Source organism: Oerskovia sp. PE-21s (genome assembly GCF_056158145.1).
Map to the genome: position 1 here is coordinate 182,240 of NZ_JBUXJM010000001.1, position 13,533 is coordinate 195,772.

General features: G+C 74.6%; 13 protein-coding genes. 7 read left to right on the plus strand and 6 right to left on the minus strand.

Annotated elements, in window-relative coordinates; translation table 11 throughout:
* The first annotated feature begins 3 nt into the window (after positions 1 to 3).
* Genes ACZDYF_RS00770 through ACZDYF_RS00795 form a run of 6 tightly spaced genes read left to right on the plus strand, consistent with a single transcriptional unit; the run spans position 4 to position 5,673 of the window.
* On the plus strand, positions 4 to 249 hold the full coding sequence (locus tag ACZDYF_RS00770; protein WP_475051791.1) for an MbtH family protein: 246 nt from the start codon (positions 4 to 6) through the stop codon (positions 247 to 249).
* Positions 246 to 1,601, plus strand: coding sequence for an enterobactin transporter EntS (gene entS / locus ACZDYF_RS00775; protein ID WP_475051797.1), 1,356 nt, complete (start codon positions 246 to 248; stop codon positions 1,599 to 1,601). The genes ACZDYF_RS00770 and entS overlap by 4 nt, the downstream gene beginning before the upstream one ends.
* A complete protein-coding gene (locus ACZDYF_RS00780; RefSeq protein WP_475051801.1) occupies positions 1,598 to 2,494 on the plus strand; it encodes a siderophore-interacting protein in 897 nt (298 codons plus the stop codon). The genes entS and ACZDYF_RS00780 overlap by 4 nt, the downstream gene beginning before the upstream one ends.
* Entirely contained in the window at positions 2,487 to 3,482 is a 996-nt protein-coding gene (locus ACZDYF_RS00785) for a thioesterase II family protein (protein ID WP_475051804.1), read from the plus strand. Before ACZDYF_RS00780 ends, ACZDYF_RS00785 begins: the two co-directional genes overlap by 8 nt.
* Positions 3,479 to 4,519 (plus strand): FecCD family ABC transporter permease, encoded by a 1,041-nt coding sequence (locus ACZDYF_RS00790; protein ID WP_475051811.1) that lies wholly within the window; start codon positions 3,479 to 3,481, stop codon positions 4,517 to 4,519. Before ACZDYF_RS00785 ends, ACZDYF_RS00790 begins: the two co-directional genes overlap by 4 nt.
* Positions 4,516 to 5,673 (plus strand): FecCD family ABC transporter permease, encoded by a 1,158-nt coding sequence (locus ACZDYF_RS00795; RefSeq protein WP_475051813.1) that lies wholly within the window; start codon positions 4,516 to 4,518, stop codon positions 5,671 to 5,673. The genes ACZDYF_RS00790 and ACZDYF_RS00795 overlap by 4 nt, the downstream gene beginning before the upstream one ends.
* Before the next feature lie 16 nt (positions 5,674 to 5,689).
* Here ACZDYF_RS00795 and ACZDYF_RS00800 read toward each other — a convergent pair whose 3' ends face one another.
* The 6 genes from ACZDYF_RS00800 to ACZDYF_RS00825 all read right to left on the minus strand — a co-directional run bounded on the left by ACZDYF_RS00800 (position 5,690) and on the right by ACZDYF_RS00825 (position 12,111).
* Entirely contained in the window at positions 5,690 to 6,643 is a 954-nt protein-coding gene (locus tag ACZDYF_RS00800) for a 4'-phosphopantetheinyl transferase family protein (protein WP_475051816.1), read from the minus strand.
* Between the two features lie 20 nt (positions 6,644 to 6,663).
* Positions 6,664 to 8,265, minus strand: a complete 1,602-nt coding sequence (locus ACZDYF_RS00805; protein ID WP_475051822.1) for an outer membrane protein assembly factor BamB family protein — start codon at positions 8,263 to 8,265, stop codon at positions 6,664 to 6,666.
* A gap of 72 nt (positions 8,266 to 8,337) precedes the next feature.
* Positions 8,338 to 8,628 (minus strand): WXG100 family type VII secretion target, encoded by a 291-nt coding sequence (locus tag ACZDYF_RS00810; RefSeq protein WP_475051827.1) that lies wholly within the window; start codon positions 8,626 to 8,628, stop codon positions 8,338 to 8,340.
* Between the two features lie 200 nt (positions 8,629 to 8,828).
* The gene (locus tag ACZDYF_RS00815) at positions 8,829 to 9,566 is read right to left on the minus strand and encodes an HD domain-containing protein (RefSeq protein ID WP_475051832.1); all 738 of its coding nucleotides are present in this window, start codon (positions 9,564 to 9,566) and stop codon (positions 8,829 to 8,831) included.
* A 62-nt stretch (positions 9,567 to 9,628) separates the two neighbouring features.
* Positions 9,629 to 11,365: a sensor histidine kinase gene (locus tag ACZDYF_RS00820; RefSeq protein ID WP_475051835.1), complete on the minus strand. Its 1,737-nt coding sequence runs from the start codon at positions 11,363 to 11,365 to the stop codon at positions 9,629 to 9,631.
* Positions 11,362 to 12,111 (minus strand): response regulator transcription factor, encoded by a 750-nt coding sequence (locus tag ACZDYF_RS00825; protein WP_030144130.1) that lies wholly within the window; start codon positions 12,109 to 12,111, stop codon positions 11,362 to 11,364. Before ACZDYF_RS00825 ends, ACZDYF_RS00820 begins: the two co-directional genes overlap by 4 nt.
* A 170-nt stretch (positions 12,112 to 12,281) precedes the next feature.
* On the opposite strand from ACZDYF_RS00825, the gene ACZDYF_RS00830 reads away from it, so the two are divergent.
* Entirely contained in the window at positions 12,282 to 13,481 is a 1,200-nt protein-coding gene (locus ACZDYF_RS00830) for a winged helix DNA-binding domain-containing protein (RefSeq protein WP_475051838.1), read from the plus strand.
* The last annotated feature ends 52 nt before the right edge of the window (positions 13,482 to 13,533 follow it).

Here is a 13,533-nt window from a genome sequence, read left to right on the forward strand (position 1 = left end):
CCCATGAACCCCTTCGACGACTCCGAGGGCACCTTCCTGGTGCTCGTCAACGACGAGCAGCAGCACTCGCTGTGGCCCGAGTTCGCGGCCGTACCGCCCGGGTGGGACGTCGTGCTGGGACCGTCGACGCGGGCGGTCGCGCTCGCGTACGTCGACGCGCACTGGACGGACCTGCGACCCGCGAGCCTGCGTCGCGCGCTCGACGCCTCCGCTCCCTCGGGGCCCCGGACCTCGACGACGGCGACGTGAGCGCCCCGGCCTTCCTGTCCGCACTCGCCCTGGACCTGACCCCGCTGCGCGCGAGCCGCAGCTTCCGCCTGCTCTTCGCCGGGCGCGTCGTGTCCCTGCTGGGGCTCGGCATGCTCGTCGTGGCGCTGCCCGTGCAGGTCTACGCCCTCACGGGTACGTCCCTGCACGTCGCGGGCGTCAACACGACCCTGGGCGTCGCGGCGTTCGCGGGGACCCTCGTCGCGGGCGTCGTCGCCGACCGCACGGACCGGCGGCGCGTCGTCCTGTGGTCGCGCTCGGCCGCGATCGCGGGCTTCGCCGCGCTCCTCGTGAACTCGCTCGCGGAGTCGCCCTCGCTCACGGCGATCTACGTCGTCGCGGCGTGGGACGGCCTGGCGGGCGGCTTCAGCGTGGTCGCGCTCGCGGCCGCGGTGCCCTCGCTCGTGCCGCGCGGCCAGCTTCCCGCGGTCGCGGCGCTCCAGGCGATCTCGCTCGACCTGGGCGCGGTGGTGTCCCCGCTCGTCGCGGGGATCGCGATCGCGCACGGCGGGTCGAGCCTCGTGTTCGGGGTCGTGGTCGTGGCGAGCGTCGTGAGCCTGGGCTTCCTGGTGCGCCTCCCGTCCTTGCCGCCGGGCGGCGGGGAGGTAGAGCCCGGCGTGCCCGGCGTGCCCGACGGCCGAGCGCCGCGCCCGTGGGACGACCTGGTCGAGGGGCTGCGCTTCGTCGCGACCGACCGCGTGATCGGCGGCATCATCCTGCTGGGCTTCGTCCAGATCCTGTTCGCGTCCCCGCACGTCCTGATCCCCGAGCTGGTCGACAAGCAGCTCGGCGCCGGGCCGGAGGTCGTGGGACTGCTCTTCAGCGCGCCGGCCGTCGGCGCGCTCGTCGCGACGCTCACGAGCGGGTGGACCGGGCGCGTCCGGCGCACGGGTCGCGTCCTGCTCGTGGTGTTCGCGGCCTCGGGCGCCGGGGTCGCGATGCTCGGCCTGTCGCAGTCGGTCGCGCTCGCGGTCGTCGCCATGACCCTGGTCGGGGCGGGCGACGTCCTGGGCGAGATCCTGCGGTTCACGCTGCTCTACGAGCGCACGCCCGACCACCTGCGCGGCCGCGTGAGCGCGTTGTGGACCGCGCAGGGCACCGCGGGCGACGCGCTCGGCGGCCCGCTGCTGACCCTCGTCGCACGGGCCCTCGGCGCGGGCGGTGCGATTGCCGTGGGCGGGGCGCTCGCGGCCGTCGCGACGGGCCTCGTCGCGCTCGCGGTCCCCGGGCTGCGCCGCGCGGTCACCGAGCCCGACCCGGTCCTCGACCACCCCGAACCTTCCCCCCAGCCTGTCGACGCGATCGTCGGCACCACCCGAGGAGAGAACGCATGACCAGCACCACGAACAGGCTCGACACGACCGAGCAGGCCACGGCGGACCCCGTCGAGCAGGTGACCCTCCTGACCCACCCGCTCCGCCCCCGGCTGCTGACGGTCTCGGCCGTCGAGCAGATCGCGGCACGCATGGTCCGGGTCCGCCTCACGGGCGAGGACCTCGCGGACTTCGTGACCGCGGCCCCCGAGGACCACGTCAAGATCTTCCTGCCGACCGAGCCCGGCGGCACCCCGGAGATGCCGCAGGTGGTCGACGACCGCTGGGTCGGCGGCCGCCACCTCACGAGCCGCGACTACACGGTGCGGTCCTTCGACCGGGAGGCCCGCACGCTCGACATCGACCTCGTGGTGCACGAGCACGGGATCGCCGGGAGGTGGGCGGGGCGGGCCCAGGTCGGCGACCTGGTCGGTGTCCTGGGCCCGCGCGGCTCGTTCCTGGTGAACGACGTGTTCGACTGGTACGTCTTCGCGATCGACGAGACGGCCCTGCCCGCGGCTGCGCGCTGGCTCGAAGAGCTGCGCCCCGAGGTCCCCGTCACGGTCTTCGTCGAGGTCCAGGACGAGGGCGACGTGCTGCCGCTCGCGTCGGCCGCGGCCGTCGACGTCACGTGGCTCTTCCGCGAGGACCGCGCACCGGGCACGACGGCGCTGCTCGCCGACGCGGTGCGCGGCACCGAGCTGCCGCCCGGCAACGGGTTCGTGTGGGTCGCGGGGGAGTCGCTCTCGATCAAGCCGCTGCGCCGCTACCTCAAGAACGAGGTGGGGCTGGGGCGCGACAACTTCGACGTCGACGGGTACTGGCGCAAGGGCGTCGCGGACCACGACCACCACGACGACGACACCGACGAGACCGGCCCCGCGTCCGAGGCCGACGAGTCCCCTCGTGACTGACGTGGCGAATCCCGCACCGCGCCGCGACCACCCGGCGCTGCGTGTCCTGTCCTCGCCCCCGGGGGCGACGTGGCGCGTCGTGGTGTGCCCGCACGCGGGTGGGGCAGCGAGCTACTACCGGCGGCTCGTCCTCGCCCGCGACCGGGCGGTCGGCGGGCACCCCAGGCGTCCGAGGGGGGCGTCAGCGCCGTTCGCCTCGGCCCCCGAGGTCGTCGCCGTGCAGTACCCGGGCCGCGAGACCCGGTTCGCAGAGCCTCCCGTGCAGACCATGACCGACCTCCTCGCGGACGTCGCAGGTCCCGTGCGGGCGCTCCTCGCCGACGACGTCCCCACGGTCCTGCTCGGGCACAGCCTCGGGGCGTCGGTCGCGGTCCGTGTCGCGGCCGGCCTCGGGCCGGGGGAGGGACCGGACCTGCTCGTGGTCTCGGGGCGCGCCGCGCGTGCCGACCGTCCACGGTCAGGTGGCCGGGACGGGGACGGGAGCGACGTCGTCGGGCCGGGGCGGCTCACCGCGCGCGACGACTCCGCGCTGCGGGCGTGGATCACCGCGCTGGGCGGCACGCCGACCGAGCTGCTCGCCGACGCCGAGTTCTTCGCGCTGCACGCGCGGGTCCTGCGCGCGGACCTCTCGGTCCACGACTCGCTCGGGACCGCCGGGGCGGGGGAACCCGTGGGGATCACGGTGCCGCTCCTGCTGCTCGCCGGGTCCGACGACGTCGCGTCGCCCCCCGAGGCCGTCGCGCCGTGGGCGGAGCGCGCCCGGGCGGGCGTCCGACGGCGGGTCGTCGAGGGCGGGCACTTCTTCGTGGGCGACCGCGCCCCGGAGGTCGTCGAGGCGCTGCGGGTCGCGCTGACGGCCGTCGCGGCGGGCACGTACGCCGACCAGGTCGCACGTCCCACCGCCGAGGAACGGTGGGTGTGGTCGCGCGAGATCGTCGCCGCGGACCTGCGGCGGCTCGAGGGCGTCACGGCAGGAACGGCGTCGTGAGCGGCACGGACACCCCGGTCGTCGCGGTCCGCACGATGCGACGGCTTGGGAGCCGGGTGCCCCTGGGGGGTGCCGCGCTCGCGCTCGCGCTGCTGGTCGCGGTGGCCGCGAGCATCGCGTTCGGGTCGCAGCCCGTGCCGTTGCCCGACGTGCTCGCGGTGCTGCGCGAGCCGGGCACGAGCGAGGCCTCGGCCGTCGTGTGGGACATGCGCGTGCCGCGCACGATCCTGGGGCTGCTCGTCGGGGTCGCGCTCGGCGTGGCCGGTGCGCTCACGCAGGCGCACACCCGCAACCCGCTGGCCGACCCCGGACTGCTCGGGGTGACGTCGGGCGCGGCGTGCGCCGTGGTGCTCGCGATCCACGCGGGTGTCACGAGCCCGTCGGGGGCAGTCGGCTTCGCGCTCGTCGGCGCGCTGTGCGCCGGGGGGATCGTCGTGGTGCTCTCGCAGCGCATCCGCGTGCTCGCGCCGGGCGTCACGCTCGTCCTGACGGGGTCGGTCGTCACGGCGCTGCTCGCGTCGATCACGTCGGGCGTCCTGCTGCTCGACCGCACGACCATGGACGTCTTCCGGTTCTGGAGCATCGGGTCGCTCGTGGGCCGCGGGCCCGAGGTCATCTGGACCGTCGCCCCGTTCCTCCTGCTCGGGCTGCTGCTCGCGGTCGTCAACGCGCCGACCCTCGGGGCGCTCGAGATGGGCGACCAGCTCGGTGTGGCCCTCGGGCGGCACGTCGTGCGAGACCGGGCCGTGGGGTTGCTGGCCGTCACGCTGCTGGCCGGGGCCGCGACGGCCGCGTGCGGGTCGATCGCGTTCGTCGGCCTCGCGGCCGCGCACGCCGCGACGCGGCTCGGCCTCGGGGGACCCGCGTGGCGCGTCCCGGTCGCCGGGCTGTGCGGGGCCGTCCTGGTCCTGGGAGCCGACGTCGTCGGGCGCCTCGCCCCCGCGACCTCGGAGATCCAGGTCGGCATCGTCATCGCGCTCGTCGGTGCGCCGTTGTTCGTCGTCCTCGCCCGCGGCTACCTGGGAGACCGATCGTGACCACCACCCTGCCGGGGAACGCCCCGGGGAGCAGGCCGACCGACGAGCCGACAGAGCCGGCCCGGGGAGGCCACCGGCCCGGCACCGACGACCCAGGCCCCACGGGACGGCGCCTCACGCTCCGACGCGCCCTCCGGCCGCTGCGCCGCCACCCTGGCGGCCGCCGACAGGTGCTGGTCGGGGCAGGGCTCGTGGTCCTGCTGCTCGTCCTGCTCGTCGCGTCGATCATGGTCGGCGAGTACGTGCTGCCCGCGGGGGACGTGGTGCGGACCCTGCTCGGCGCCGGGGACCCGGCCGACAGGTTCGTGATCCTGGGCCTGCGTGCGCCACGGGCCGCGACCGCGATCTTCGTGGGCTTCGCGCTGGGCGCGGCCGGGGCGATCACGCAGTCCGTGGCCCGCAACCCGCTCGCGAGCCCCGACATCCTGGGGGTCACGGCGGGTGCGACGGCCGCAGCCGTCGCGGCGATCGTGCTGGCGAGCACCGGGGCCGTGAGCGGCCTCCTCGTCACGGCCGGTCTGCCGGTCGTCGCGGTCGTCGGAGGGCTCGTCGCGACGTCTCTCGTGTGCCTGCTCGCGTGGCGCGGCGGGATCGAGGGGTATCGTCTGGTGCTCGTCGGGCTCGGGGTCAACGCCGGGGCGTCGGCGATCACGTCGTGGATGCTGGTGCGCGCCGAGCTGCCCGACCTCAACGCGGCCCTCATCTGGATGACCGGGAGCCTCAACCGCGCGAGCTTCGAGGTCGTGGGGCCCGTCGCGGCGGTCGTCGCGGTCACCGTCGTGGTCAGCGCGCTCTCGACCCGGTGGCTCGCGATCCTGCGCTTCGACTCGCGCGTGATCGTGGGGCTGGGGGTCCGGCGCTCGGCGGCTCAGCTGCTCCAGATCGCCCTGGCCGTGGTCCTGGCGGCTGCGGCGACGGCGGCGGCCGGGCCCGTCCCGTTCGTCCCGTTCGTCGCGCCCCAGATCGCGTGGCGGGCGCTCGCGGCACAGGGACCGCCGCCTCTCGGTGCAGGGCTCGTGGGGGCGTGCGTGGTGCTCGCTGCGGATCTCGGAGCACGTTCGCTGCCCGTGGACCTGCCGGTAGGGGTCGTGACCTCGGCGATCGGTGCGCCGTTCCTGCTGTGGCTGCTCGTGCGCGAGAGCAAGGATCGCTGAGCGCTGAGCGCAGGGTTCAGGGCAGGTCGAGCACGGCCCGCGCGGTGACGCCGTGCCGGGCGAGGAGCGTGGCCCCGTCGGCCACCCGGACGCTCCCGAGCGCGGCGGGGCCACGGTGCGAGCGGAGCGCGACGGCGGCGAGGTAGGTCGCGCCCTCGCCGGCGCCTGCGCCCCGGTCCCCGTCCGCCGACGGTGACGTTCCCGACCGCCGAGGGTGACGCTCCCGACCGCCGAGGGTGACGTCCTGGTCTGCCGAGGTGGACGGCCTCGCCACCGGGAGCTCGAGGTCCTGCACGACGAGAAGGTCGGGAGCGGGGAGAAGCCCTCCGCTGCGCACGACTCCGGCCGGCCGGTCCGCGCGGGACAGGAGGAGGTCGTCGCGCGGTGCGAGGAGCCCTGTGCCGACCGCCTTGAGGACGGCCTCGCGGCGGACCCAGGACCGGGTGAACGACTCGGCGTCCCATCCGTGGGCCGGGCGCTCGCCCGGGGGGACGGCGTCGAGCAGCTCGGTGAGGTGAGCGCGCGCAGGGGCCGTGGACTCGACGTCCACGCCGACGTCCACCCCCGCCCCGACGTCCCGCCCGGCCCCCGGAACCGCCGTGGCAGCGGTCCCGGGCAGAGACGACCCCGCCGCCGGATCGACGACGGCGACGAGCACCCAGGATCCGGCGTGCGCGATCGAGAACGACGGCCCTGGGTCGACGTACGGTCGGCCGGGCGTCGCGCCCTTGCGCGCCCCGAGCCGGATGTCGACGTCCTCGGGAGCCCGGTGGAGTCGCTCCCCGAGGACGGCCCGGATCAGGAGCCGTCCCGTGACGAACCGGTCGCGATCGACCGCCCGGCGGAACCTCGACGCCTTGGACGCCTCGTCGGCCGACAGCCAGGCCTCCTGGCCCGGCAGGCTCGAGGTCGGAGGGGCGCACCAGACCGTGACGCTCGCGGTGAGGTGGGACGTCGGCAGACCTGGCACCCCAGGTCGTCGGGGCGGGGTCACCCGACCCTGCCCACGGAGTCCTCGGAGAGGCGGAGCAGCGCACCGTGGTAGCCGATCAGGCCCTGGCCCGGCGATTCATCGAGAGTCCACAGCACGTCACCCGTCGCCAGGTCGTGTCCCGAGGTCCGGGGCGCCCCGTCGGAACCGTGGGCGACGACGACCAGCTGGGACCCGTCGGTCGCGACACCGAACGGGTAGATCGAGTCCTCCCCGGGCACGGTCCACAGCCTGCGGCCCGTGCTCGGGTCGAGCGCGGTCAGGCCGTTCGCGCCGTCGTCGACGACGATGACGGCGTTCGTGTGCACGTACATCCTGCTCGCGTACGCCGAGACGTCCCAGAGCTCCTTGCCCTCGGGCGTGAAGGCCGCCAGGCCGCCCAGGACGTCGACGAAGACCGTGCTCTCACCTGTCCCGTCGGTCGTGGACGGGCGAAGGATCTGCCCGGTGACGTCCCACGCCGGGGAGCCCGTTCGGTCCAGCACGGTCGTGTGCGTGGTCGTCTGGTCGAACCTGTTGACGGCGGTCGCCGTCAACGGCTCGACCCGGTCTTCCGGGGCGGCCGGGTCGTCCAGGCGGGCACCGCCGGCGTCGAACGAGGCACTGATACCGCAGCCGTCGACCTGGACGACGTAGCCGGTCGTCCAGGTGGTCACCTGGTCGAGCGCCAGCACGGGCTCGGTCCCGCGCCCCTGGCACTCCCAGACCTCGTCCGGCGCGACGAACGGGACCCGGTTCTCCCAGAGCACGTCCCCGGAGAGCGCGTCCTCCAGGGTCACGACGACGCCTCGCCCTCCGGGTACGTCGACGAACGTCGGGGACCCGTTCTCGGTCCAGACCTCGCGCCGGCCGACCGGCGGGCCGACGGGGCCGTCGCGACGGACCGTCACGACCGTGCTGCCGGGCCCGACGGCGTAGCCCGACGCCTCGTCGACCGTGCCGAGGTCCCTGCGCCCCGTGACCCGCCCGTCCGGGTCCAGGGCCGTGACCGTCATGACCTCCAGGGCGCCGGACAGGCACAGGAGGGGACCGTCGTCCACGGCGAACGGTTGCCAGAAGCTGCTCCGACCGCAGATCGCCTGGGGCCCGACCGTCGCCTCCCACACGTCCTGCCCGGTCAGGACGTCGACGGCGGTGACGGTCTCGTCGCTACCGCTGGCGTCGCGGCCGAGGAGCAGCCCGCCCCAGGGCGTCCAGACCTGATCGGCCACGTCCCTCGACCAGATCTCCTGCGGCGGTCCCGTGAAGGGCAGCACTCCGCCCTCGCTCACGACGAGGCGCGACTGCGTGCGCCGCTCCTCGATCTGGCCGCCGACCGCGAGCCCGCCGGCCACGAGGGCGAGGACACCGGCAGCAGCGGCCCACGGTCTCCAACGCTTCCTGCCCGACGGCGCGCCGCCCCCTGCCCCGGGGTCCCCGTCGCCCAGGTCGTCACGGGAGCCGTCAGCACCGGACGCGCCGCCCGTGGCGACGGCCGACTCGTCGGACCCGGTAGCCTCCGCACTCTCGGTCGGACCTGGCGGCGCCGAGAGAACGTCGTCCAGGTCCTCGACGACCTCGAAGGACACCGTGCGAGAGGCGGCGGACTGGCGGCGGCGCATGGAGCGGAGCCTAGCGGCCCCGGCAGCGCGCCACGAGCGCCACCGCGGCCCGCCACCGAAGGAAGAGGCTCGTCAGCGCAGGAACAGCCGTGCGGCCTGGGCCTCGGCGTCCGCGTACGTCTGGGCGGCGGAGCCCAGCGCGGTCGTGATCGAGTCGAGCGCGGTCTCGACGTGCACCTGGGCGCCCTGCCACTCGGCCATGACGCCCGCGAACGCGGTCGCGGCGCCGCCCTGCCAGCTCGCCTGGAGGTCCTGGAGGTTGCGCATCATGGCCCCGACCTCGGCACGGATGGCCGTCACCGACCCTCCGACCGCGGCGCTCGCCTGCGCGACCCGCGCACTGTCGACCTCGTACCTGCTCATGCCGTCCTGCCTCTCACCGAGCCTGCGGGGCACCGGTCGGCGCCCCGCCCCGGGCGCGGCGCGCGACCGGGTGAGCAGGACGCTAGAGCTGAACGGCGCCGTCGGGCAGGGGACGTCCCGTGGCCTGTGGGAGCGGCGTCAGGACGCGTGCCTGTGCACGGCTCGCAGCCCAGCGGCAGCGCGCGGCTACCGCTGACAGTTCAGGACGGCGAGGGTGCGACCAGCGCGGGAGGGGCCGATGCCTCGAGCTTCTTCTGCTCCTTGCGCAGGCGCTGCAGCTCGGCGTCCAGGTTCTGGCGCGCGGGCTCCTCCCACGCGGCACCGAGCGGGCTCGAGAACAGCGAACGACGCTCGAGCAGCTTGGTGATGATCGCGGTGCGTGCCCGCAGGTAGTCCGCTTGCGGGATGTGCGCGTACTCGTCGCGCACGTCCTTCAGGTACTCCTTGTACCGCTGGGGCTCGGCCGCGAGCATCGCCAGGTCCGCGTCGCACAGCACGGCACAGTCGAAGTCCGCGGGGTCCGGCGCGTGGCGCACGAGGGCGTTGACGAGGAACTCGACGCGTCGGCACGCCTTCTCCGGCACGCCCAGGCCCGAGAGCTGCTCGAACGCGAGCGCCGCGCTCGCGCTCGTGTCCTCGCCCCCCTTGTTGGCGTACGCGGCCTTGCGGGCCGCGTCGAAGATCGCGCCGTGGTACCAGGCCGCGAGGCGGACCACGTCGGCGTCGTGCGTCTCCTCCGCGAGCTCGTCGACACGTCCGAGGACGTCGGCGAGGTGACGCAGATTGTGGAAGTGGCGGTCGGGCTGGTTCCAGCGCTCGAGGAGCCCTTCGCCGACAGCGAGGATCTCCTCGGTGGGGGCGCTCGCCCCGGCGCCCTTGCAGCTACGGGTCCAGGAGGTGAGCAACCACTGCGGTGCGTCAGAGGTGGTGACGCCCATGAGATCAGCCTTCTTCGATGCGGGAACAGGATGCGTCGTCGAGCGCGGATGCTCCTTCGAGCCTACGTCCGATCCGCCGACGACCCGCCATCGTAGCCCTGTGTCGGGAGTTCCACATGAACCGTGAGGCCACCGCCCTGCGTGGGGGCCACGGAGATGTGCCCGTGGTGCGCCCCGACGATGGCCGCGACGATCGCCATGCCCAGCCCGGAGCCCCCCGACGCACGGTTGCGCGACGAGTCGGCGCGGTAGAACCGCTCGAACACGTGGGCCGCCTGCTCGGGCGTGATGCCCGGCCCGTGGTCGCGGACCTCGAGGACGCCCACGGGAGCCCCACCCGCCGAGACCTGCGTCCCGAGCGCGATCTCCACGGGGGTGCCTGCCGGGGTGTGCTGCGAGACGTTCCCGATGAGGTTGGCGAGGACCTGCCGCAGCCGGTCCTCGTCGCCGATCACGGTGACGTCCGCGGGGGCGTCCCCCGGCGCTCCGCCCAGCCCCACGAGGCGCACCTCGCGCGTGGGGTCCAGCGCGTGCAGGTCGCCCGCGGAGTCGCGGGCCAGGGCCGCGAGGTTCACGGGCTCGTGGCGGATGGGCCTGCCCTCGTCGAGGCGCGCGAGCGCGAGGAGGTCGTTCACGAGGGTGCCCATGCGGGTCGCGGAGTCCTCGATGCGGCGCATGGTGTCGTCCATCTGCTCGGGCGTCGTCAGGGCGCCCATGCGGTAGAGCTCGCCGTAGCCGCGCACGGTCGCGAGCGGGGTCCGCAGCTCGTGGCTCGCGTCCGAGACGAAGCGTCGCATGCGCGCCTCCGAGGCCTCGGAGGCCGCGAACGCCCGTTCGATGTGGTTGAGCATCGTGTTGAGCGAGTCCGCGAGCGAGCCGACCTCGGTCGTCGGCGGGGCGGGTCGGACACGGCGCGTCAGGTCGCCACCGGCGATGTCGGCGGCAGCCTCCTCGATCTCGCGCAGCGGCTTGAGGGCGCGCTGGACGGCGACGAACGCGATCGCACCGCCGATCAGGGCGATCCCCAGTCCGCTCAACGCGAGCACCGTCCCCAGGTAGCGGACGGTCTGGTGGAGGCCGGAGAGAGGCAGTGCCACGAACACGGTCCCCGAGTTGCCGTCGTCGATGAGGAGCGGCATGACCCGCCAGTCCGACGGCATCGTCGGGACGAACGGCGTGGTCGCTGCGCCGACCGTGAAGTGCTCGTTCTCCATCCGACGGACCTCGTCGACCGACAGTGCGGGGATGTCGGGGTTCCCGTACCGCTCCGTGGTCTCGGGACGGACGACCTCGAGGGCTTTCCCGTTCGCGAGCCGGTACAGGAGGTAGTAGTCGCTCGGGAGCGACGCTCTGTTCGACGTACCCTGCCGGAGCGGCGCGTTCGCGACCGCGACCGCCTCGTTCTGCAGCTGGTCGTCGACCTGATCCACCAGGAAGTTCGACACGAACGCGCTGGTCGCGACCGCCGCGATCCCCAGCCCCGCTGCGAGCAGCAGCATGATGATCGTGACGAGCCGTGTGCGCAGCGGGATGCGTGCGAACCAGCCCCAGTTCTCGGTGGGCACGGACTTGCCGTAGGGGCGCGGCTCGTCGGGCGCGGGCAGCGGGGGAGCGGGCGGCGTCGCGCCGTCCTTCGCGCCCGACGCCAGAGCCCTCGTCCCAGGACGTGCCTCGCCCGGGGCGGGGCGTGCCGAGGGAGGGCGCGACGTCGTCGGGCCGGGCGGCGGTGGGACCGGGGGCAGCGCGCCCGAGCGGCCCGGCGCTCCGGCCGGACCGCCGGGCGAGGAGGGCGTGCTCATGACCGGCGGGTGCTCCCGGACTCCGGGGGCGTGCGCAGCAGGTACCCGACGCCACGCTTGGTGTGGATGAGCGGCTGGACGGGCTCCTCGGTGCCGTCGGGGCCGGTCACCGTGAGGTTGTCGATCTTGCGGCGCAGGTACGAGATATAGGACTCGACGATGTTCGCGTCGCCGCCCCAGTCGTACTGCCAGACGTGGTCGAGGATCTGCGCCTTCGACAGCACGCGGCCGGCGTTGAGCATGAGGTAGCGCAGGAGCTTGAACTCGGTGGGGGACAGGTCCACGACCTGGCCCGCGCGGCGCACCTCGTGCGAGTCCTCGTCGAGCTCGAGGTCCGCGAAGCGCAGCACCGCGGTGTCCTCGGGCTCGGCGTGCGTACGGCGCAGCACCGCACGGATGCGGGCCACGACCTCCTCGAGGCTGAACGGCTTGGTCACGTAGTCGTCCCCGCCGACCGTGAGGCCCGTGACCTTGTCCTGCGTGTCGTCGCGTGCCGTGAGGAACAGCACGGGCGTGTGCTGGCCCGTGGCGCGCATGCGGCGCGTCACGGTGAACCCGTCCATGTCCGGGAGCATGACGTCGAGCACCACGAGGTCCGGCTCGACCTCGCGCACGAGCTTGAGCGCGCTCGTGCCGTCCGCGGCCGCGTAGACCTCGAATCCGGCGAAACGCAGGGACGTGGACAGCAGCTCGCGGATGTTGGGCTCGTCGTCGACCACGACCAGCCGTGCCTCGGGTTCGCTCATGGTTCCAGTGTGCGACCGAACCCTGGGAGTCGCCTGGGCGGCAGCGGTGCGACGCATGGCGCGCGCAGCATCGGCCAGGTGGCGCGCGGCCCGTGTCGGCGGACGGTGGTTGCATGGGCCTGCACGCCCCGGGCCCGGGACGGGCGCGGACGACCAGGACGAGGACCAGGATGCGCATCAGCGACCACGACCGCAGGGCGCGCCTCGTCGCGCACCAGCTCGACCTCGGGGCTGCGGGCCCGCGACCCGAGACCACGGTCGAGGGCGTCGTCGACCGCCTCGTCGCGCTCCACGCGACGGATGCCCCCAGCGTCTACCTCTCGGTCCTCGCGCGCGTCCCCGCGCTGCGCGTCGAGGACGTGCAGGCCGCCCTGTACGAGCGGCGCTCCCTCGTGCGCGTCCTCGCGATGCGCCGCACCCTGTTCGTCGTGGCGCGCGACCTGGTGCCCGTCGTCCACGCGGGGGCGAGCGCCGCCGTCGGGCGACGGCTGCGGGCCAGGCTCCTCAAGGAGCTCGCGACGATCCCCACCGACCCGCCGGTCGGGGACGCCGAGGCGTTCCTCGCGGGTGCCGAGGAGCAGGTCCACGACGCCCTCGCGCAGCACGGGCCCCTCACGGGCGCACAGCTCTCGGCGCGGGCCCCCGTGCTGCGGACCGCGTTCCTGCCGACCACCACCAAGTCGTGGGACGTGCGGCGCTCGCTGACGTCACCGCTGCTGTCGCTGCTGTCGGCGGAGGGTCGCATCGTCCGGGGCGAGCCGACCGGCGGGTGGTCCTCCAACCGCTTCCTGTGGCACCCCGTCGAGGACTGGTTGCCGGGCGGCATCACCGAGATCGACGAGGCCGAGGCGCGGGTGCGGCTCGCGTCCGCGTGGCTCGAGTCCTTCGGCCCCGCGACCGTCGCGGACCTCCAGTGGTGGACCGGCTGGAACCTGGGGCAGGCGCGGGCCGCGCTCGCGGCGCTCGACGTGCGTGAGGTCGAGCTCGACGGGCTCGGCGCCGGGGTGGCGCTCCGGACCACGGACCTGACGCCCGCACCGGACGCCGCCGCCGGTCACGTGGCCCTGCTGCCCTCGCTCGACCCCACGGCCATGGGCTGGAAGCACCGCGACTGGTACCTCGGGCCGCACCGCGAACAGCTCTTCGACACGGCCGGGAACATCGGGGCGACCGTCTGGTGGGAGGGGCGCATCGTCGGGGCGTGGGCCGTGCGGGCCGACGGCTCGCCCGCGGTGCGCCTGCTCGAGGACGTCGGGACGGACGCTGCGGCGGCCGTCGACGCCGAGGCGGCGCGCATCACCGGGCTGCTCGACGGCGGGGGCGTGACGGCGTCGTTCCCCACACCGCTGTACCGCGAGCTGCGGGGCTGAGCGCTTCCCGCCGCCCGGGGACACGACGAGGGCGGGACCGCGCGACGTGCGC